21 protein-coding genes and 1 pseudogene are annotated in these 20976 nt (G+C 46.5%); 16 read left to right on the top strand and 6 right to left on the bottom strand.

The window, feature by feature from the left end; genetic code table 11:
• Positions 1-32: 32 nt before the first annotated feature.
• Positions 33-779, top strand: a pseudogene (gene urtD / locus HYN46_RS01505) (urea ABC transporter ATP-binding protein UrtD); the annotation flags it as partial.
• Positions 780-814: 35 nt separating this feature from the next.
• The gene (urtE, locus tag HYN46_RS01510; protein ID WP_114897791.1) at positions 815-1513 is read left to right on the top strand and encodes an urea ABC transporter ATP-binding subunit UrtE; all 699 of its coding nucleotides are present in this window, start codon (positions 815-817) and stop codon (positions 1511-1513) included.
• Between the two features lie 41 nt (positions 1514-1554).
• Here urtE and mobA read toward each other — a convergent pair whose 3' ends face one another.
• Positions 1555-2205 carry a molybdenum cofactor guanylyltransferase MobA gene (gene mobA / locus HYN46_RS01515; protein ID WP_114897792.1) on the bottom strand — a complete coding sequence of 217 codons (651 nt, stop codon included), beginning with the start codon at positions 2203-2205 and terminating at the stop codon, positions 1555-1557.
• Between the two features lie 193 nt (positions 2206-2398).
• On the opposite strand from mobA, the gene tsaB reads away from it, so the two are divergent.
• The 7 genes from tsaB to HYN46_RS01555 all read left to right on the top strand — a co-directional run bounded on the left by tsaB (position 2399) and on the right by HYN46_RS01555 (position 9375).
• A complete protein-coding gene (gene tsaB / locus HYN46_RS01520) occupies positions 2399-3076 on the top strand; it encodes a tRNA (adenosine(37)-N6)-threonylcarbamoyltransferase complex dimerization subunit type 1 TsaB (RefSeq protein ID WP_114897793.1) in 678 nt (225 codons plus the stop codon).
• Between the two features lie 66 nt (positions 3077-3142).
• Positions 3143-3970: an undecaprenyl-diphosphate phosphatase gene (locus HYN46_RS01525; RefSeq protein WP_114897794.1), complete on the top strand. Its 828-nt coding sequence runs from the start codon at positions 3143-3145 to the stop codon at positions 3968-3970.
• A 36-nt stretch (positions 3971-4006) separates the two neighbouring features.
• Positions 4007-4912, top strand: coding sequence for a class I SAM-dependent methyltransferase (locus HYN46_RS01530; RefSeq protein WP_114897795.1), 906 nt, complete (start codon positions 4007-4009; stop codon positions 4910-4912).
• A complete protein-coding gene (locus HYN46_RS01535; RefSeq protein WP_114897796.1) occupies positions 4909-5661 on the top strand; it encodes a methyltransferase domain-containing protein in 753 nt (250 codons plus the stop codon). The genes HYN46_RS01530 and HYN46_RS01535 overlap by 4 nt, the downstream gene beginning before the upstream one ends.
• 65 nt (positions 5662-5726) lie before the next feature.
• Positions 5727-6494, top strand: coding sequence for a dethiobiotin synthase (gene bioD / locus HYN46_RS01540; protein ID WP_162818059.1), 768 nt, complete (start codon positions 5727-5729; stop codon positions 6492-6494).
• A 238-nt stretch (positions 6495-6732) separates the two neighbouring features.
• A complete protein-coding gene (locus HYN46_RS01550; protein WP_114897799.1) occupies positions 6733-8235 on the top strand; it encodes a C13 family peptidase in 1503 nt (500 codons plus the stop codon).
• Between the two features lie 33 nt (positions 8236-8268).
• Positions 8269-9375, top strand: a complete 1107-nt coding sequence (locus tag HYN46_RS01555) for an S-(hydroxymethyl)glutathione dehydrogenase/class III alcohol dehydrogenase (RefSeq protein ID WP_114897800.1) — start codon at positions 8269-8271, stop codon at positions 9373-9375.
• On the opposite strand, the gene HYN46_RS01560 is transcribed toward HYN46_RS01555, so the two are convergent.
• From HYN46_RS01560 to HYN46_RS01570, 3 genes are all read right to left on the bottom strand, one after another.
• Positions 9314-9862: a GNAT family N-acetyltransferase gene (locus HYN46_RS01560; RefSeq protein ID WP_114897801.1), complete on the bottom strand. Its 549-nt coding sequence runs from the start codon at positions 9860-9862 to the stop codon at positions 9314-9316. The genes HYN46_RS01555 and HYN46_RS01560 overlap by 62 nt on opposite strands.
• A 143-nt stretch (positions 9863-10005) precedes the next feature.
• A complete protein-coding gene (locus HYN46_RS01565) occupies positions 10006-10605 on the bottom strand; it encodes a YdeI/OmpD-associated family protein (protein WP_114897802.1) in 600 nt (199 codons plus the stop codon).
• A gap of 108 nt (positions 10606-10713) precedes the next feature.
• Entirely contained in the window at positions 10714-11823 is a 1110-nt protein-coding gene (locus HYN46_RS01570) for an alpha/beta hydrolase (RefSeq protein ID WP_210009288.1), read from the bottom strand.
• 193 nt (positions 11824-12016) lie between these two features.
• On the opposite strand from HYN46_RS01570, the gene fghA reads away from it, so the two are divergent.
• The 5 genes from fghA (at position 12017) to HYN46_RS01595 (ending at position 17578) form a co-directional block, all read left to right on the top strand.
• Positions 12017-12844: an S-formylglutathione hydrolase gene (fghA, locus tag HYN46_RS01575; protein ID WP_114897803.1), complete on the top strand. Its 828-nt coding sequence runs from the start codon at positions 12017-12019 to the stop codon at positions 12842-12844.
• A 120-nt stretch (positions 12845-12964) separates the two neighbouring features.
• Positions 12965-14095, top strand: a complete 1131-nt coding sequence (locus HYN46_RS01580; protein ID WP_114897804.1) for a YjgN family protein — start codon at positions 12965-12967, stop codon at positions 14093-14095.
• Between the two features lie 78 nt (positions 14096-14173).
• Positions 14174-15241: a M48 family metallopeptidase gene (locus HYN46_RS01585; protein WP_114897805.1), complete on the top strand. Its 1068-nt coding sequence runs from the start codon at positions 14174-14176 to the stop codon at positions 15239-15241.
• Between the two features lie 75 nt (positions 15242-15316).
• On the top strand, positions 15317-16450 hold the full coding sequence (locus HYN46_RS01590; protein ID WP_114897806.1) for a YjgN family protein: 1134 nt from the start codon (positions 15317-15319) through the stop codon (positions 16448-16450).
• A 42-nt stretch (positions 16451-16492) separates the two neighbouring features.
• Positions 16493-17578, top strand: a complete 1086-nt coding sequence (locus HYN46_RS01595; RefSeq protein WP_114897807.1) for a M48 family metallopeptidase — start codon at positions 16493-16495, stop codon at positions 17576-17578.
• 46 nt (positions 17579-17624) lie between these two features.
• Here HYN46_RS01595 and HYN46_RS01600 read toward each other — a convergent pair whose 3' ends face one another.
• Positions 17625-18239, bottom strand: a complete 615-nt coding sequence (locus HYN46_RS01600) for an NAD(P)-dependent oxidoreductase (RefSeq protein WP_114897808.1) — start codon at positions 18237-18239, stop codon at positions 17625-17627.
• Between the two features lie 65 nt (positions 18240-18304).
• Positions 18305-19186 carry an MBL fold metallo-hydrolase gene (locus HYN46_RS01605; RefSeq protein WP_114897809.1) on the bottom strand — a complete coding sequence of 294 codons (882 nt, stop codon included), beginning with the start codon at positions 19184-19186 and terminating at the stop codon, positions 18305-18307.
• A gap of 142 nt (positions 19187-19328) precedes the next feature.
• On the opposite strand from HYN46_RS01605, the gene HYN46_RS01610 reads away from it, so the two are divergent.
• Together HYN46_RS01610 and HYN46_RS17225 are read left to right on the top strand one after the other, a co-directional pair.
• Positions 19329-20231 (top strand): LysR family transcriptional regulator, encoded by a 903-nt coding sequence (locus HYN46_RS01610; protein ID WP_114897810.1) that lies wholly within the window; start codon positions 19329-19331, stop codon positions 20229-20231.
• 128 nt (positions 20232-20359) lie between these two features.
• Positions 20360-20935, top strand: coding sequence for a hypothetical protein (locus HYN46_RS17225; protein WP_162818060.1), 576 nt, complete (start codon positions 20360-20362; stop codon positions 20933-20935).
• Positions 20936-20976 lie beyond the last annotated feature (41 nt).

Below are 20976 nucleotides of genomic sequence, written 5' to 3' on the forward strand. Positions count from 1 at the left end.
AAACGGGAATAAACTTTAAAACCAATGGCGTAGATATGCGCCACGGCGTGGCGCTTTACTTAGAGAAAGTAAATGTCGATTTTGATGGTTTCCGTGCATTAACCGATTTGTCGTTATATATCGATGAAGGGGAGCTTCGCTGCATCATAGGTCCCAATGGCGCGGGGAAAACCACGTTAATGGATGTGATCACTGGAAAAACTCGTCCAACATCGGGCACTGCTTTCTTCGGACAGCACCATGATCTCTCCAAAATGAGTACTGAAGAAATTGCAGAGGCCGGGATCGGGCGTAAATTTCAGAAACCAACGGTATTTGAGGCCTTTTCAGTGTTGGAAAATTTACTGCTGGCTGCGCCCAAAGATAAAACGGTACGCAAAAGTCTGTTCGGTAAATTATCAGGCGAAACACAAGCCAATATTGAAGCCTCGCTTGAGATGACGCGTCTTGGAGAGTTCCGCAATAAACAAGCGGGTCTATTGTCGCATGGGCAGAAGCAATGGCTTGAGATCGGTATGCTGCTGATGCAAAAGCCGCATCTGATTCTTTTGGATGAGCCCGTGGCAGGCATGACAGATTATGAAACTGAGCTCACGGCTGAACTATGTCTGGAACTGAAGAAAAACCACACGTTGATCGTGGTTGAGCATGACATGAGCTTCATTGATCGTATCAGTGAGAAAGTTACGGTGCTTGCCGCAGGGCAAGTTTTGGCGGAAGGAACGCTTGCCAGTGTTCAGGCCAATAGTGATGTGATTGAAAAATATTTGGGTCGCTAACCCGTGTTTAGAAAATAGATAGAGGTCTCAATTATATGTTAGAAATAAAAGGCTTAAATCAATTTTATGGTGGTAGTCATATTCTGCGCGATGTGTCGATCACGGCTGAGATCGGCAAGTGTACGGTAGTGTTGGGCCGCAATGGTGTGGGGAAATCGACCCTGTTGAAATGCCTCATGGGTCAACTCCCGATAAAGAGCGGCACGATCAGTTTGAATCAAAATGAGATTCAAACACTAACCCCAGAGAATCGCGTCCGCGAAGGATTGGCCTATGTGCCGCAGGGGCGTGAGATTTTCTCGATGCTGACGGTCGAAGAAAATATTCTAATCGGGATGGCGCGGTTTTCCGCCAAAAAATCATCGAAAGTTCCTGAGTATTTGTATGAGCTATTTCCTGTTTTATTGGAAATGAAGCATCGCCGCGGTGGGGATTTGTCAGGTGGGCAGCAGCAGCAATTGGCGATTGCCCGTGCGCTTGCGGCTGAGCCCAAAGTACTCATTCTGGATGAACCAACGGAAGGGATTCAGCCTTCCATCATTAAAGACATTGGACGTGTGATTCGTAAGCTTGCGGATCGTGGGGATATGGCGATTATTTTGGTCGAGCAGTTCTACGACTTTGCTGAGGAGCTTGCGGATGCTTATATCGTGATGGCACGTGGTGAGGTGGTTGCCAGTGGACCTGGTGCAGAGATGCAGGAAAAAAATATCCGCGCCATGGTTGCAATCTAATCCCTACATTTGGCGGGAGTCATCGTCTCAGAACATCACGTTTACTTGGTATCCAGCGCACTGAGTTGCGCTGGATCATTTACATTCACAAACGCCTGTTTATCATGCCATTGAATGACAAATGCTTTCCTTGACTCTAACCAGTGATGTACGGCATGGCTCGTTTTGAGTGCTTCTTGAATGCTAGCGCGCTCATCTTTATGGACGAGTAGGCAGAGATTTTGGCGTCGTTCACCATCATGGGCCACCACGATTCGACTGGTGTTCGGATCGATTTTTTGATGAGCAGTCAGTGCTGCCCATGCGTATTTTGCAAAGTGGGTCGGGTAATAAATCAAATCACAGGGCGTAATGATGACCCAATCATGGGTGCAAGCTTCAAGGGCGGCCAATATCCCTGCGAGTGCGCCTGCGTAAGTCTCACGACTTGGTAAGTCATGGACAGTCTGACCGTAGGCTGCATAAATGGCTTCGTTACGATTACAACTGATCACGACCTGATCGACATGGTCGGGGAGTGCTTCCTTGACCCATTGCACGAGGGGTTTGCCTTGATATTCAACCAGCCCTTTGTCTGCACCCCCCATGCGTCGTCCTTCACCACCTGCGAGGATAATTGCGGATAGCGGAGGTAGCATTTGCTCCTGAAATTTGTCAGCAGATTTATGCGGAGAGGTGAGCAGAGTGGACATAATTGGCTTAGAATCCTGTCTTTAATTTTTATCAGTGATGGATAGAAATGGTTGATCTCGCCATTTCTGCGTTTCTGATGTTCATTTATTATCGTGCAGTATTGAGCTAATGATATGCTAATCCTGACTTGCTCTAATAGCAATTGTCTCAATGACCCGCTGCACTGATTTCCTGCTGTTTTGAAGGATGACCATGTTACTTGCGTTAGAAACCGCCACCGATCAATGCTCTGTTGTTTTATATGATGCGGATGGTATACAAGCTGAGCGTTTGGATCTCCGTGCACGTGAGCAGACCCGTCTGATTTTACCCATGATTGATGAGATATTGACTGAAAAAGGGCTAAGTTTTAAAAGCTTATCAGCAGTCGCCTTTAGTCGTGGACCAGGGTCTTTTAGCGGTGTGCGGATCAATGCCGCTGTGACTCAGGCTTTAGCGTGGGCACATGATTTACCCGTGATCCCGGTTTCGACATTACAGGCCTTGGCACAGCACGCTTATTTAAAATTAGGTCTGACCAAAGTGTTGGCGGTAATTGATGCGCGAATGAATGAAGTCTATGCCGCTTCCTATCAAGTGGATCAGCAGGGGATGATGCAACTGATCGGTGAGGAGCAATTGGCAGCTTATCATGCAGTGACCATTACCGATGGTGTTCAGGCATTGGTGGGCAGCGGTAGTCTTTTGGTCCATAGTGATGCGGTATCGAGTTTGCCACGTCATGTTGATTGCATCGCAACCGCAGAGGATATTGCGGTGCTGGGTTGGCAATTACTCAAACAGGGTGCGACTCTGCCTGCAGAACAGGCTCTTCCTGTCTATCTACGCGACGATGCGTGGAAAAAATTAGATCAGCAGCGCAAGATGTAGTATTGAACTTAGGCGGTGCCTCTAGATGCTCAGAGGCTTATTCATCAGTTTTTTAGAGTTAAACGCATGGATTTATTATTGTTGTTTCAAGCTTTCATCATGGGAATCGTTGAAGGTTTGACCGAGTTTTTGCCTGTATCCAGTACGGGGCATTTGATCGTAGTCGGTGAGCTACTGAACTTTTGGACTGCTGAAAAACGCGTGGTGTTTGAGATTGCGATTCAGTTGGGTGCGATTCTGGCCATTTGCTTTGAATACCGAGCCAAATTGATTCATGTCACCGCCGGATTGATCAGCCGCGATGCCAGCTCCATTCGTTTTACGCGTAATGTGTTAGTGGCATTTTTGCCAGCCGCAATTATAGGTTTTATTGCGCACGATACGATCCAGAACTATTTGTTTAATCCACTGGTCGTCGCATTTATGCTGATTTTCGGCGGCTTTGTGATCTTGTGGGCCGAGCGTAGAACACACCAAGTATCCGCTGAAGAAGTCGATGACATGAGCTGGCTGCAAGCATTAAAAGTCGGTTTTGCTCAGTGTTTTGCCATGATTCCCGGCACTTCTCGTTCTGGAGCAACGATTATTGGTGGCTTGTTTTTTGGTTTGTCGCGGAAGACTGCGGCGGAGTTTTCATTCTTCTTAGCGATTCCAACCATGTTGGGCGCAACCGTATTATCTGTTGCCAAGCATCGCCATGAGTTTTTGCTGGCCGACTTTCCCGTGATCGCAGTTGGGTTTGTCATGGCTTTTATCGTGGCGTTATTGGTGGTTAAAGCACTGGTGCGTTATGTGTCAAAGCATGATTTTACAGTCTTTGCTTGGTATCGCATCGGTTTTGGGATATTGATCCTACTCACCTCTTGGTTCGGTTGGGTCAACTGGAATGCGTAACTTGCATGCTTGTGCGCTTCGGTTCATCATCATTTGATGAACTTACGTCTGATCCATTTGCCTGATACCGCAAGGCAGGCCACTGCAGCAAAGCAGTGGCTCGATGAATATGCAGTTAATCATGCCGCGACTCATCTGGGTGATTATCATTTCACGCTGACCTTGCATGAACAAGAGGCCACGCCGACTGCGCGTGAATTGCGTTTGCATCCAGAACTGGTTCTGATTTGCGATCATGCCGGATTATGGTTGGCGGTCAATGGCATGAAGATGCAGCCTGACTGGATTGGGGAACTACCGCGCTTACAACGTGCTGGTGTGCGAAGTGAAGTGTTGGCGCGCGCATGCCTTGCCACAGAGTCCCCAAAAATTATGGATGCCACTGCAGGACTCGGTCACGATGGCTTACTCCTCGCATGGTGCGGGGCGACCGTGACGCTGGTAGAACGTCACCCCATTCTTGCGTTATTGCTCACATCTGCAAAAGAACAGGCGATGATGCATGCTGATAAACGATTGCAGCAAGCTTTATCCCGCATAACGCTTGTTCATGCCAAGTCTGAAGAATTATTGACTGAATTTCTCCAGCATCCCAAAGATTCCCCTGCCTTATTTGATGTGATCTATTTGGATCCGATGTTCCCCAAAAATGCATCTGAAAAAAAACAGCCTCTCGTCAAAAAGGAAATGCAGATACTGCAATTTCTCTTGCATTCCTCTGATAACAATGTGGCTGTGGATTGGGGAGATGGCCTGTTACCGCTCGCACGGGAAGTGGCTAAACGAGTGATCGTCAAGCGACCGAAATTGGCCGAGCCATTGTCAGGTATTGAACCAGATCATCGCTGGGTGGGGGATGCTTGTCGATTTGATGGCTATTTTCAACCACACATCTCACCTATAGAGCCTGCCTTGACGGATCTGGACGATCTCCAGTCATGAGTCTCATTAAATCCACAGTAGATGAAGCGGTCTGGCAGGCTTTTGATCATGCCGCACCCAGTTACGATCGTGTGAGTGTTTTGCAACGTCAATCCGCGGACTTTTTATTTCAATGGATGATCGCTGGCGATGCTTTTAAGTTCGGGTCTGTCTTTCAGTGGGCTGATATCGGCACCGGTACAGGTGCACTGGCGAAGCGACTGATTGAGCAACAACAACAGGTTTTTGCCATTGATCAATCCCCTGCCATGCTGGCTCAGTTGCAATCTCTTGTAGGGATTCAAACGATACAGGCCGATATGCGTGATTTACCACTTCTTGATGGTAGCATGGATCATGTCGTGAGTCATTTTGCCTTGCACTGGCTTGAACCAAGTGTATTGCTTGAGCTGAGTCGGATCGTGAAAAGTCATGGCATGTTATGGCTGGCACTGCCTGTTTTGGGGTCTTTTGCAACCGTAAGCGCGCGTTATCCGCAATTGCCAATTTTTGACTTTTTAGCAGCTGAAGACTGGTTGCAACAAGTACAGTCTCTGGATGTTGAGTTGGTTTCAATGACTCAAAAAATGTGGTCGCAACCGTTTGCAAATTTGCAAGAGCTGCTTCATACGCTCAAACTCATGGGGGGGCATCGCTTGGGTCGGGTGCGAGAACCTGTACCTCCAGCGCAGTTTCGGGCATGGTTACGAGATCACAAACCCATCGCATTAGAATATCAAGTACTCTATGTGCAGCTTAGAAAGCGATAGATCTGCCTTCATTCCATTAGTAAAAATCTGTTTTTTGTTCACCCTGTGATAAAGCGAGAATATGTGTGACTGATTCCGTTGTGCCCAACCCCTCATCTAGCTCTTCATCAAATCATCCCGCGCCTCTGAAACTCAGGCAAGTTTTCTTTATCACGGGAACGGATACTGAAGTCGGTAAGACCGTGGTTTCCTGTGTACTCTTGGCGCGGGCAAAGCGATTGGGGTGGAGTGCTTTTGGGGTTAAGCCCATTACAGCAGGGTGTGCAACGGATACCGCGGGCAAGCTCGTCAGCGAAGATGCGGAAAACATGCATCGCTATTCCAGCGTAGACATTGATCCAATGCTCCGTGCACCCATCCGTTTACCTGATCCTATTTCTCCTCATCTGGCTGCGGCTGCCGCAGGTCAAGTATTACGTGCAGATCGCGTTGTTGGACAGGTCCGTGCAGCACTATCGACACGTGCGGATTTGGTCATCGTAGAGGGAGCAGGCGGCTGGCGGGTCCCGATCAATGCGAGAGAGACTTTGGCTGACATTGCCAAGCAATTACAAAAGCCAGTCATTTTGGTGATTCGCATTCGCTTGGGCTGTCTGAATCATGCATTATTGACTGCGGAGGCGATCCAGCATGATGGTTTGTCCTTGGCAGGCTGGGTGGTGACCATTTTAGACACTGATCAAGACGCTGATTATGTGAGCGCTCAAATCCAGTCCCTAGCAGAACGATTGCGTGCACCGTGTTTGGGAATTTTGCCTTTCCAAGAGACCCTTGATATCGAAGCATTGGCAGATTTGATTCGCCTGCCGGGAGAGGAAATTGCGGTAGGATAAAGTTTGATTAAGTGGTCAAATTGATTGTGCAAAAAATGGGCATATTTACAAATATTTTGTATCAATTTATGTCATTTTCGGTCTTAATTTGTCACTCTAGCTTTTGTAATGTTTTTGGGAAAATATTCAAAAAAAGAGAACTATTTAACATTTTTGTTGTTGAGCTGATATCATCCATTTTTGTGATGTTATTCATGTATAACGTAAAGCGTTTTGAGAGTAACCAGCTGAAAATCCCATGATTGAATTGCCACCTTCTCGAAGTTTTTTTGCGGATTTGTTTGCAAATCAGAAAGCTGCACTATGGATGTTGCTGGGTTCGCGTCGTGCATTTCGCTATGTCACTCCGAGTGCAGTACAACTGGTGTTTTTGGGGGTGTTGGCGATCCTTGCCAATACACTGTTTAGTTGGCTTACCGCAAACGGTGCGGGTCATTTTAATGGTCAGGGACTGGTTAGTTATCTGCTCTGGCCATTCATTGCGCTAATCGCAGGGATTTTCTTGGCTCAGCGCAGCGGGCTTGGGCGTTTGATGCTGGTCCCTGTCATTTTATGGTTGGCTGCGGATATCTATGTCGCGCTTATCCAGAGCTTATTACAATATTTAGGGTTGATTGATCGCCTGCCCGATTTCATCTTACCGTGGATGAATTCCTTGTTTCTGGTGTTGTTTATTTGGCAGACCGTCTCACTCCTCTGGATATTCGCAAGACAACAAAAATGGCCCTGGTGGGAACAAATTCTAATTCTCGCCGGAACCATTGTGACATTGGCCATCTGGCAGCAAACTGTCAGCAGTCAGCCGATTTGGAAAGTCGAAGAGCAGATTCAACCCGTCATGCTGTCCGAAGACGCGCTCTATGCTCAGCCGCGCTTACTAGATAATGTCCTCAATCAGCTACAAAAAGGCATATTTGGGGAGACCCACTGGTATTTTGTGGGTGTGGCAGGTGCGGGTTATCAGGATGTGTTTAAAACTGAAGTGGAGACAACACAACGTCAGTTCGATACCCGTTTTGGCACGCTTGGACGCTCAGTGGGCTTGATCAATAATGCGAATACGCAAGGGACATTGCCCATCGCCAGCCGGACCAGCATTGCGCAAACGCTGGATCGTATTGGTCAGGACATGAATCCTGACAGTGATGTGCTGTTTTTATTTATGACTTCGCATGGCAATCAAAATATTTTTGAATTGGCCAATGATCCAATAGGGATGAATTCAATTGATCCGCAGTGGCTGCGCGGTGCGCTGGATCATGCCAAAATTCGTTGGCGTGTATTGGTCATCTCTGCGTGTTATTCAGGAAGCTTTATTCCCGCTTTAGAATCGCCCGATACGATCGTTATTACTGCATCTGCGGCTGATCGCGCGTCGTTTGGTTGTCAGGCTGAAGCGGACTACACCTACTTTGGCCGCGCCTTCTTTGCAGAGGCGATGCGTACGCAAAACTCTTTGACGGATGCCTTTAAGGTTGCTCAAGCTAGTATTCGTGCGCGTGAGAAGCAGGATGACTTTCCAGCGTCTAACCCACAAATGCGGATTGGCAGTAATATTGCGGCTGTTTTACCGCAATTAGAGAGCCGCTTATTTCCGAGTGATTCAGCAGTGAACTTGCCTTCTACGTTGTCGATTGCCCCTGCGATTGATTCTTCGATCAGCGGTGTTCCGATACAAACGCCGCATCGGAACAAGGTGATTTCGGATAAACATGTGGTATCGCCTTTCCCGAAACATTAGTTCATTTTCAAATTCATCTAGCGGAGTCTTATGATGAAAACACGTGCCGCGATTGCATGGTCAGCAGGTCAACCACTCACCATTCACGAAGTGGATCTTGCACCGCCGCGTGCGGGTGAAGTCTTGGTTGAAATCAAAGCGACAGGGATCTGTCATACCGATTATTACACCTTATCCGGCGCAGATCCTGAAGGCCGCTTCCCAGCGATTCTCGGTCATGAGGGGGCGGGTGTTGTTCTTGAAGTGGGTGCTGGAGTGACCTCACTCAAACCCGGTGATCACGTGATCCCGCTCTATACGCCAGAATGCCGTCAATGCAAATTCTGCTTATCGCAAAAAACCAACCTCTGCCAAGCCATCCGCTCGACCCAAGGTCAAGGGTTGATGCCCGATGGCACTTCGCGTTTCTCGCTTGATGGTCAGCCAATTCTGCATTACATGGGCACATCGACCTTTGCTAATCATATCGTCGTGCCAGAGATTGCTTTGGCCAAGATCCGCGAAGATGCGCCATTTGATAAAGTCTGCTATATCGGCTGCGGTGTCACCACAGGGGTGGGTGCAGTCTTGTTTACGGCCAAAGTAGAAGCAGGCGCTAACGTTGTGGTGTTTGGGTTGGGTGGCATTGGCTTGAACGTTATCCAAGGTGCCAAGATGGTGGGTGCGGGCAAGATTATCGGCATCGATACCAATCCTGCGCGTGAAGCCATGGCGCGTAAGTTTGGCATGACGCACTTTATCAATCCCAAAAATGTCGAAAACGTTGTCGATGCCATCATTCAATTGACTGATGGTGGCTCAGATTATTCGTTTGAATGTATTGGCAATACCACCACCATGCGCCAGTCTCTCGAATCTTCGCACAAAGGCTGGGGACGCAGTATCATCATTGGTGTGGCTGAAGCGGGTGCTGAAATTAGTACACGTCCATTCCAACTGGTGACGGGTCGTAAGTGGGAAGGGTCTGCATTTGGTGGTGCGCGTGGCCGTACCGATGTACCGAAGATTGTTGACTGGTATATGGATGGTAAGCTGAATATCGATGACTTGATCACCCATCATCTGCGTCTAGATCAGATCAATGAAGGTTTTGATTTGATGAAGCGAGGGGAGTCAATTCGGTCGGTGATTGTGTATTGATCGAGTCACAGTCATATTCGAATAATTGATAGGACTTTCCATTCACGATGCATTCGCCTTGTTTTTTAAAGCCAAGGCGAAGCAAAACTCTAATCGATTTGCTATTTAATTCTTCAACATAAGCAAATAATCGATGTATAGATGAGTGAGCTAAAACTGCAAGGGCCGCTTCAGTGGCGATTCCCTGACCTCTTTGGTGTGAAACTATTCTATAACCCAGCTCCATTTCTTGGGAACCATTTAATTCAAATGGCTCAATCCCACAATATCCGACGAGCTCACTCGATTCCGCCAAAATGATGGCTTGTTTTCCAAAGCCTTTTGACGTGAACGATATGATTTGATTAAAACGTTGGTGCGCCCCTTCGCTGTCGAATGCCCCTAAGTTTGAAAATGCCATAAATTCTGCATCCATGAGCAATTTGACCAGAGCATTTCTATCCCCTTCCTGAAATGGGCGAATGATGAGTCTTTGAGTTTGAATCATGTTTTCTTTACCGTTCCATCAGAATTTTCAGCATCCGCAGTGGGTTGGATCGGAAGTCTTGCGTGAGTTGATTATGCCCATTGTCATTAACCTTGTTTGAGATAAATGCAATTTTCTTTGGGTGGTCACCTTTTACTATGACGTTATTGCCTCGATTTTATATTTGCCTCGCAAAGCCGCACAATTTCAGTAATTCGTATGTCACGTGTTTCTACTCGTTTGGCTTGATTTAGCCAATACAAATAGCTTTTTCGATAGGACGGGCTGAAACGCTGATAATTCTCAAATGCCAGTGGATGAGACGTGAAAGCTAATTCCAAATCTTCAGGGATAACCAAATTCTCAACATTATCGAGTGATTCCCAAGAGCCATTTTGCTTTGCAAGTTCAATTTTCCGCAAGCCGCTTTCGTGCATTAAGTTTTGTTGAGTGAGCTTTTCGATATAAGTTTTATTGAGTTTACTCCAGACACTTTTGTCTTTTCTGGGTGCAAACAATTGAATACGTCGTTCATCGTCTAACTTTTTGACCGTAGAATCAATCCATCCATAGCAAATAGCAACTTGTACTGCTTCTTCCCAACGCATGCTTTCAGTTTCACTCTCCACACGATAAAAGATCAAAAGAATCCCTTTCGATGAGTGGTGATTTTCATGCAACCAGTTGCGCCACTCCTTGTCATTTTTGAAATAATGCTGTTCCTTGGTTAACGGCTTATGCGTATTTTTTGAGTCTGAGGACATAAGGTTTTGCCTAACTTAAAAATGGTTTTGTTCTAGCTAGTCAGTATGGGTTTTACGATATTCAATTCGTGTTCATTCATCGGGTAAGGATCATTTATAAACTTTATTTCATTTTTTTTCTTCATGATCTATAGTCAGCGGACGTACATATTGCAAAAGACTGACTAATGTCTTACCCGGTTCTTCCCATGGAATCATATGGGCCGAATGTTCAAACCAAACCCCTTGTTTATAGGGTGCTTTGACCTTGTCTAACCATTCAGCAGTCGGTATGGATGGGGTTGTGTAGTCATGGCGTCCCATAAACATGATAACGGGGATTGGGAATGACTGAATGGATTTAAAGTCGACGTTAAGGAATTCCGGCAAAATTCGGCCCAATGTAAACAAGTTGCCTTGGTCTATGGCACAGATGTCGCGATCGGTATATTCCGGCGAGAGTAGTGGGGCGTTGAAATAATAGTTTGAGCTGTCTCGATAGGCACTCATGCCACCATAAAATTGTGCCCACTTTCTTGCAATGATGATTCGCTCACGGGTAATGGGCTGATCACCGGGGTAGGGCATGATGGTTTCAAGCTCTTTCACTGCAGCACTATTGCCATGCGCTTTGGCCTGCTTGAGTCCATAGTCAAAGCTAATGCGTTCATTGTTTCGGGTATTAATCACCTGCCCAATACCGACATAGGCATAGAACAAATCTGGTCGTTTTATTGCAGCGCTTAAACCAATGACAGTGCCCCAGCTATGAGCCATCAGAATAATTTTTTTCTTGTGGTAGCGTTGCTTTATATATTCAGCCACTTCAATAGCATCATCGACATAACGCGGGATATGGATACTATCGCTGATTGAATCCAGATCGGCTTCATTGTAAGTTTTTCCTGCGCCCCTTTGGTCCCAATTGACGACTGTGAAGTATTCTTCGATTGGGCGCTGAAATTGCCAAATGGTGGGCGTCAGTGGAGATGCGGGCCCGCCATGAATAAATAAAATGATCGGGGCATCTTTATCTTGTCCCCGTACATTCAACCATTGATCAATTCCTCCAATTTTTGTCTTATAGGATTCTTGTATACCACTAGGTGCGACTATGTGTTCTAGATCTTGTACCACCGCCTTAGTTTTGTTGTAGGCGGAAGTGTCGGGGCAATCTGCTGCATTGGCGCGGACAGAGCATACTGCAAAGAAGATCAAGAAAATAAACATCGACTTCATGGATGCTTGTCCTAAAAGATGAGGTATTTTATGGGGAGTGGGATTCTAAAAATTCCGTTTTGGTCCAGATGGTCTATGCATGCGGTGCGTAGAATTCAATAATTTTAATATTGCCCAAAGCTATCACTGCAATGATGATGCGTCAAGGTACGTAAAATTGGGCTGATTTATAAGCGTTTATAAGAGAAAGTTTATGCAATTATTAAGTAACACCCACTGTTTTAGCGGTGAACAACGTTTCTATCAGCATGATTCAAAAGTGATCGGCTTGCCGATGAAATTTGGTATCTATTTACCGCCCAAGGCTTTGGCAGGTGAGCGGTGTTTGGTATTGATCTATCTTGCAGGACTGACCTGTAATGAGGAGACCTTCCCGATAAAAGCCCATGCGCAGCAAATAGCCTCAGATTTGGGGGTGATTTTGATCTCTCCTGATACCAGTCCACGCGGGGAAAGTGTTGCAGTTGGAGATTATTGGGATATTGGGCAAGGGGCAGGCTTTTACTTAGATGCAACAGAGCAGCCTTGGGCGCCGCATTATCGAATGGAGTCTTACATCACCAGTGAATTGTATTCGCTGATTCAGAATAGTTTCGCCGTACAACGCATTGGGCTGATGGGGCATTCAATGGGCGGCCATGGCGCGTTGACACTGGCACTCCGCCACCCAGACTTATTCCGCTCGGTCTCCGCCATTGCACCGATAGCTGCCCCGATCGATTGTCCATGGGGGATTAAAGCATTTTCAACCTATCTGGGCGCAGATCAATCGACTTGGATTGAACACGATGCAACGCGTTTGGTGCAGGCTAAAGGCAAGCTGTTTAATAACATCCTGATTGATCAAGGCTTGGAGGATAAATTCCTAAATCAACTTAATCCTGATCTCTTTGAGGCGGCCTGTACTCATGTTGGACAGCCGCTGCAATTACGCCGTCATGCGCACTATGATCATGGCTATTATTTTATTCAAAGTGTGATGACTGATCATGTCATTTTCCATGTCGAAGCCTTTGTCTAATTGGTCAGTTTCGGGGCTCTAAGTTTATTTACAATTATTATTTAGAAATCATCTTGTATTGTGCTAAGTGCTCATAATATTGAGGTATTATCGAGCGAACAATCTCTTTGATGATCCCTTATGACGACTTCTCCATTTGAGTTAGAGCCGCAACCAGAACAAGAAACTGAACCACAAGATCAAAATCCAATTGTTTCTACGCCACCTGCATTGCCATTTATGGCGGGACAAGTCAGTCGCTTCCGCTTCTTCGGAACCGCAAGCGAGTATTTTGGTATTTGGTTCGTCAATTTATTACTGACAATCGTGACGTTGACCTTATATTCGCCATGGGCGAAGGTTAGACGCCTGCGTTATTTCTATTCGCACACGGAAGTTGCAGATGCACGTTTTGACTTTACGGGAGAGGCTCGAGCAATTTTCTTTGGTCGTCTGATTGCCCTGGTACTTTATTTCGCAATGCAGTCTGGGAGGCTGTTTGAGGGGGCGCATTTACAGTGGTTGAGTGGGCTCGCTGTTATTGTGCTCTATCTAGCTATTCCTTATTTATTGCGCGCCACATACCGTTTTATGTCGCGCAATAGTATTTATCGAAATTCGCGTTTTTACTTTACTGGATCGTTGGGACAAGCCTTTTTGGTCTATTTAGGGATTGGTTTTCTGACAGTATTCACTTTTGGTTTACTGATTCCTTATTATATCTACCGTCATAAACGTTATCAGTTTAACAACCTACAAATCGGCCAAGTTAAATTTCAGTACGATGCCAAAGCGGGTGATTTTTATAAAGCGCTATGGCCGATTATTCTGCTAATTATCGCATTTTTTGTTTTTTTGGGTATTTTCGCTGCGATGTTATTTTTAAAGAGTAAAGATCCTTCGCAAGGGATGACTGCATTTGTCGTGGCATACTTTTCGATGTTCTTTCTGTTTGGGGTGGTCGCTTGGTATACCTCTGCTCGTATCTACCAGTTGACATGGTCTAAGCTTCGTCTAGGGAATAGCGTATTTACAACGGATTTACGCGTTGGGCGCTATATATGGATCGCATTTACCAACTTCTTGGCAAAGGTCTTTAGTTTCGGTTTGCTCACGCCTTGGGCTGTAATTCGCATGTATCAATATAAAATTGAGTCACTGAGTATTACTTGGCATGACGATCCCAATGAGTTGCTGACTTCTGCTCAGGCTGATTTCAGTGCCTTTGGTGAAGAGCTCTCAGATATCATCGGTATAGACCTCTCTTTATAATTGAATCTTGTGCTCAGCATCCCCTGATTACATTGATCATGAGTCAGGGGATATGGCACAGCGATCTTTGAGCCTGTTATGAATGAACCTACGCAATCAAATGCCGTGATGACAACCCCCGTACGTTTCTACGATGGGCGAACTTCGCGTCCCTATGATGCATTGATGAGTCATGTACAGGGTACAGATGTGCTAACGATTCAAACGGATGCAGCAATACATCAATTTGCACTTCAAGATGGCCGCTTACGCGGTGCGATAGGTCAAACACCCCCTGCCATAGAGTTTCCAAACGAAGTTCGTATTGAACTCTTAAATATGAATTTGCCGAGTTGGCTTAATGATGTTGGTCAGCGTGATAGTAAGCTCAATTGGATTAAACAGCTCTGGCTACATAAGGTCTGGCAGTGGGAACGGAGTCCGACATGGATAGTGGCTAGTATTATTTTCACCGTTCTGTTTGGTTTTGTCGTTGTACGTTATGGTATTCCTGCCTTCGCGACTCAAACCGCTTATGCCTTGCCAGAACATACCCTAGATAATTTAGGCAAACAGGCATTGGCGCAGTTTGATGAAAGCTTTTTGAAGCCGAGTCATTTGTCGGTTCAGCGCCAAAATCAATTGCGTCAGGATTATGATCATTGGATTAAAGGGACGCCGAGTCAAAACATCATCTTTCGTGAAGGGGGATTGCTCGGAGCCAATGCGTTTGCATTACCAGATGGCACCATTGTTGTGACCGATGAGTTGGTGGGTTTATCCAAGCAAGACTTTGAGATTCTTGCAGTACTTGCGCATGAAACTGGACACTTGGCCCGTAGGCATGCACTCAGACAGGCCATCACGGGCGCATCTCTTGGTGTATTGATGATCGCAATAACGGGGGATTCATCAGACTTGATGAGTAGTATTCCTACCGCACTGATTGGAATGACCTATTCAAGAGGGTTTGAGCGTGAAGCGGATGATTATGCTTATCAGTTAATGACTGCACGGGGTATTCCTTTGCATTATTTTTCGGATATTTTGGTTCGATTAGAACAACAACATGAAGCAAAGAAAGGGGATCTGGCCAAAAGTGGTTTCAAAGACTACCTATCCACCCATCCCCCAACAGCGGAACGAATTTTGCGTTTCAAAAAATAGGATTTTGAAAAGTAACCCTATAAAGAAGGAAAAAATGAAAACTCTCCTTTCAAATGATTTATCGATGATGCAGCCATGACGACTTTGCCATTTCAGTCGAACGACCCAACTCTGCCTATGGTTTCAAGCGAGCCTAAATCTGAAATTGCATTACCGGAGTTGTTTGGGCAAAAGAGCCGTTTTCGTTTTTATGGCAAAGCCAGTGAGTATTTCGGCATTTGGTTGGTTAATTGGCTGCTGACAATTATGACCTTAAGCTTGTATTCCCCTTGGGCGAAGGTTAGGCGCCTACGTTATTTCTATACGCATACCGAACTTGAAGGGGCTCGTTTTGACTTCACGGGTCAAGCGCGTGCCATCTTTATTGGGCGGATTGCGGCTTTAGCTGTGTATTTCGGGGCGCATTCAGAAGGCGCATTAAAGGGCTCGTGGTTACAGTGGGTTGCCGGTGTGCTGCTCTTTGCCATCTATGCCATCATTCCTTATTTGTTTCGGGCAACCTACCGTTTTAAGGCCAGAAATACGGTCTATCGTCATGTGCGATTTAAGTTTACCGGAACATGGCGACAGGCGTTTATGACCTATTGGGGCTTTGGGCTGCTCGTTATTATCAGTTTAGGTTTGCTATTGCCGTATTATATTTATCGACACAAGCGATATCAGTTCAGTAACTTACAGCTTGGTCGGTTAAAGTTTCAATTTCACGCGAAGGTGCGACACTTTTATGTCGCCATGTGGTTTCCGATGCTGTTATTGGTCGGCCTGTATGTTGGCTTGACTGCGCTGGCGATCTATCTATCCAACATGGATATCCATATTGAAGATTGGAAGGATGCTAAGAATATTTTATGGCGCTTAAGCCCGCTGATTTTTGTATTTTTGATGGTACTTGCATCGATGTATTGGATCACCTCTGCACTGGTTTTTCGGTTGTGTTGGTCGCGGGTGTCACTGGGGCGGAGTGATTTTACCAGTGATCTTAGCGTCTTTAAGTATTTATGGATTGCCTATAGTAATTTTTGGATCTGTGTCATGACTCTCGGTATGATGATCCCTTGGGCCATTATTCGAGTTCAGCGTTATCGGATTAATTCAGTCAGTATTGAGTGGCAGGATGATCCACAAGAGATTCTTGCCGTGATGCAAGCCGACCTAAAAGCGTTTGGTGAGGAGCTTAATGATCTGATCGGAATCGATCTCTCCTTATAAGCTTGAAGTCAGACTTTTATCAATCTCAAGGTATTCCCATCTATGGATTCAAAGCAACATCGTCATCTGAAGCAAGCTATTGCGATCCGTTTCTTTGATGGGCAGACTTCGCGTGAGCGTCAGGGGCGCATGTATCCCAGTGATGATAGTGGGATGGTTTGGGTCGATTTAGAGGGGGATAGTGATGCGCTGTCGTTTCGATTAAAAGATGGTTTGATACGCGCTGCCATTGGTCAGACCCCGCCGATGATTGAGTTCGCGCATGATGTATGTATAGAGCTACTGCAAATGGATTTGCCGGATTGGTTGACGCCAACGGACTGGACGGAGTCGCGTCTTGCGTGGTTGAAGCGGATGTGGCTGGGCCGGATTTGGCGCTGGGAGAGTAGTCCGCGCTGGATATTAGTCAGTGTTGTCGTCACCATTATTTTTGCAGTTCTGGTCTTACAGTATGGGATACCGCTGATTGCTAAGCAGACGGCTTATGCACTGCCTGAGCATACTTTAGATGATCTTGGCGTCAGTACACTGGCAACACTTGATCATGACACGCTTAAGCACAGTGAACTGCCGATCGCGCGGCGGATCGAGATTCGTGAGGAGTATAAGCATTGGATTTCTGCAAATCCCGAGCGGGAAATTATCTTTCGCCAAGGGGGGGAGTTGGGTCCTAATGCATTTGCACTGCCTGATGGTCGTATTGTGGTGACGGATGAATTGGTCAATCTGGTGGCCAATGATTATGAGTTGCTGGCGGTGCTTGCTCATGAGACGGGACATATCGAGCGGCGTCATGCACTGCGGCAATCCATTACCAATGATTCTTTAAAAGCCCTGATTATCGCTGTAACGGGCAATACCACGAGTCTGCTGAACGAAACGCCTGCACAGTTGGTTGGGCTGACTTATTCCCGCGAATTCGAGCGCGAAGCGGATGATTATGCCTATGAGCTGATGGTGCAAAAGGAGCTTCCACTACATTATTTCTCCGATATCTTGCTCCGTCTGGAAACGGTGGGCGGTGGTGAAAATGATGGCAATGATTCGCTGAAAAATGGTCTTAAAAACTATATCTCAACACATCCCCCCACATCGGAACGCATCGCACGTTTTGAAGGTCATTCATAAAAAAATCCGCGTATCTACGCGGATTTTTTATCTGTAAACGATACGATTAATAACCCACGGTGAAACGCTGACGTGAGTGAGCTGGTTTTTCTAACTCATCGATATAAGCAATCGCGTAGTCAGCAAAGGTGATCCAGCTTTTGCCTGTGGCATCCACCAGTAAGTCATCTTGTCCAATGCGAAACTTACCTGTGCGCTCACCTTCGATGAACAACGCTGAAGGGGAGAGGAACGTCCAGTCGAGTTCACTTTCTGATTGCAGGGTATCCAGATAGACCCCACCTGCAGTGGCTTCCGCTTTATATTCTTCAGGAAAGTTCGGGGTATCGATGACTCTGACATTCGGCGCGACAAACAAGCTACCTGCACCGCCGACAACCAGTAAACGAGGCACGCCTGCTTTTTTGATCGGATCAATGATGGCATGCGCAGGAATTGTGGAGAAATGTGCTGCGCTGAATACGGCATCAGTCCCTTTTACGGCATCCGTAAGTGCAGCCGCATCTAGGATATCTACATCTTTGGGGGTGACGCCTTCGCGCCCTGCCAAACTTGATGCTTTGCGAGCAATTGCAGTGACGGTATGACCACGACGCAGAGCTTCTTCAAGCAGTTGGCTTCCAGCGCGACCTGTGGCGCCAATGATGGCAATATGGCTCATGAGGTAACTCCTAAAATAAATTTAATATTAAATAATCAGATGATTTGGGAAACAGGTGACATCGATCACCATTTCATTTCGCCTTTGGCCACTTTCGCGCTGAGTTCAAGTGATGACACATCGTCTACTTGTGGATAGCGTTTCTTCATCGCATCAATCAGTGCGGCAGAGTCTTTTGCTTTAGGGGTTTCTTCATCAAAAGCTTTGATGTAGCTGGCGGTGTAGTCCACGGATTGAAGATTTAGTGGCGCACCGGGTAAGTAGTGTCCAGGGACCACTGTTTTAGGCTTTAGATTTTTGATCGTTTGTAAAGTCGTCAGCCAATCTGTATGTGATTTTGGGGTTTGGGTGTCAGCCATCCAGACATGGATATTGGGTCCGTCGACTACCACACCACCGACAATTGCTTTAATTGAAGGGATCCACACCACGCTACGTTCTGGTTGGTTGCCTTTGAGATCAATGATGTTGAGCTTCTTACCATCAAGGGTCAGGCTGTCGCCTTGGAGTACATCTGGAATAATGGTTTGTTTAGGCGCATCTGCACCCAGTTTAGGCCCCCAGAACGCCAGCTTGCCTGCAACGGTTTCTTTGATATGGGCAACGGTTTGCGGGGTTGCGAAGACTTTGGCATCTGGGTAAGCCGCTTTGATGGTATCTAGTCCAAAATAATAGTCAGGATCACCATGACTGATATAGATGGTGGTGAGTTTTTTACCGCTGGCTTTGATCTTTTCAATCACTTTTTCAGCCTGAGACTTGCCAAACTGGGCATCAACCAGAATTGCATCCGTTTTACCCGTAACGAGTACCGACGAGACGGGGAAAATTGCGTCTTTGCCCGGATTGTAGATATCCAGTTTGAGTGGTGCTGCTATTGCAGATGAAGTTGCCGCGATGGTGAGTAGTGTGCTTGAGAGGATTGCGATTGAACGTAATTGAGACATGATTTACTCCAAATGATTTATGAGGTGTATCAGGGGTGTCATTTTTTGCTGTATCTGTACGATAGGCGTTTTTATTCCTGTGAAAAAGCGTACTATTCGATATAGTTTGTTGCGTAAATCGGTCAAATCATGAGGCAAAACGATGGATAAGTTGTCAGCGATGGAGGTCTTTGTGACTGTTGTCGAGTCGGGTAGTCAGTCGGCCGCCGCTGAAAAACTCAATTTGTCTCGCCCCGTCGTTTCGCGCTATTTGGCGGAACTTGAGCATTGGTCGGGGAGTCGTTTACTGCATCGCACCACGCGCAAACTCAGTCTCACTGCGGCGGGGAGCGAAATGCTGACGCGCTGCCGGCAGATATTGGAAATGACGCATGATATGCAGGCGGTGCTATCTCCAACAGAAAGTCAGCCACATGGTTTACTACGGATCACAACCAGTTCATCTTTTGCTCAAGTCCAGATCATGCAAGCGATCACGGATTATGTGAAGCAATATCCAGAGGTGAGTGTTGAGTTATTGTTATTTGATCATACGGTCGATTTGGTGGATGAGCGGATTGACTTGGCGATTCGTATAACGAACCATCTCGACCCGAATCTCATTGCTCGTCAATTATCCGTTTGCAGCTCAGTGGTCTGTGCGTCTCCCGCATATCTTAGTGAATACGGCACGCCTTTATGTGGGGAAGATTTGGCAGGTCATCATTGTTTAACGCATGCCTATCATGGCAAAAACGAATGGCAATTCGAGCATGAGGGCAAACTGAAGCATTTTCCCATTCATAGCAGGATCTGCGCGAATGAAGCATCGATTTTGATGCAAGCTGCAATTGCCGGGGCGGGTATCGCGCTACTGCCGACCTCCTTAGTTGCACCGTTGGTTCGGACCGGTGAGCTTGCGGTGATTTTGCCTGATTATCATGCGCTTGAGCTTGGTATCTATGGTGTTTATACCTCACGTAAGCACATGCCAGCAACGCTTCGAACCATGCTTGATTTTCTGGTGGAGTGGTTTGCACAGCAGCCGACTTGGGATGAGTTATAGCGTATAAGATGTCCATGTAATGAGGGCTGAATCATTATTTCCCCCTGATTCCTCCACTTTTGAGTTACATCTTGCTACAATCCGCCGCGATAAATAAGCGACTTGGCAGACATTTGATCATTCGACACATGCGATCTAAAGCGACGCGAACCAGCATTGGTTCAGTGGCGCTGCTTTGCTTGCTGTGGCATTTGATGTTGCCAACCTTTATCAACTTTGGTTTGATGCCTGCCATCTACGGGCTCTCTGAGCATTGCCGACCACTGTCTATCCAAATCTCCTCGACACCCACTACGCCTTCCGCAATGATGCACGACATGCACGACATGCACGACATGCACGACATGCACGACATGCACGACATGCACGACATGTCCGGCATGGATATGTCTGGGATGTCGATGACAGCAATGCCTGAGTCGATTGTTAAGCCAGCGCCGATGATGGATAGCAGCATGCTGCATCATCATGATGCCCGCGTACATGAAGTCATGGAGCTTGCGGCAAAAATTATGAAAAGCTGTCCATTGTGTTCGCATGGACTGGATGGCGGATTATTACCAACACTGGCGATTGTGCTGGTGTTGCTCATGCTGTTCCTGACTTCACCGAAGTCGGTTGTTCAAAGTGTTTATCGTACTTTTCATTCAAAATCTGTTGTCTTCTTTAGACCTCAGCCTCACGCACCACCTGTTTATTCCTGATCCATCAAAACGATCCCAAAAAGCTTGAATGTGCCGCGTCA

The organism is Aquirhabdus parva, assembly GCF_003351745.1.
Lineage (GTDB): Bacteria > Pseudomonadota > Gammaproteobacteria > Pseudomonadales > Moraxellaceae > Aquirhabdus > Aquirhabdus parva.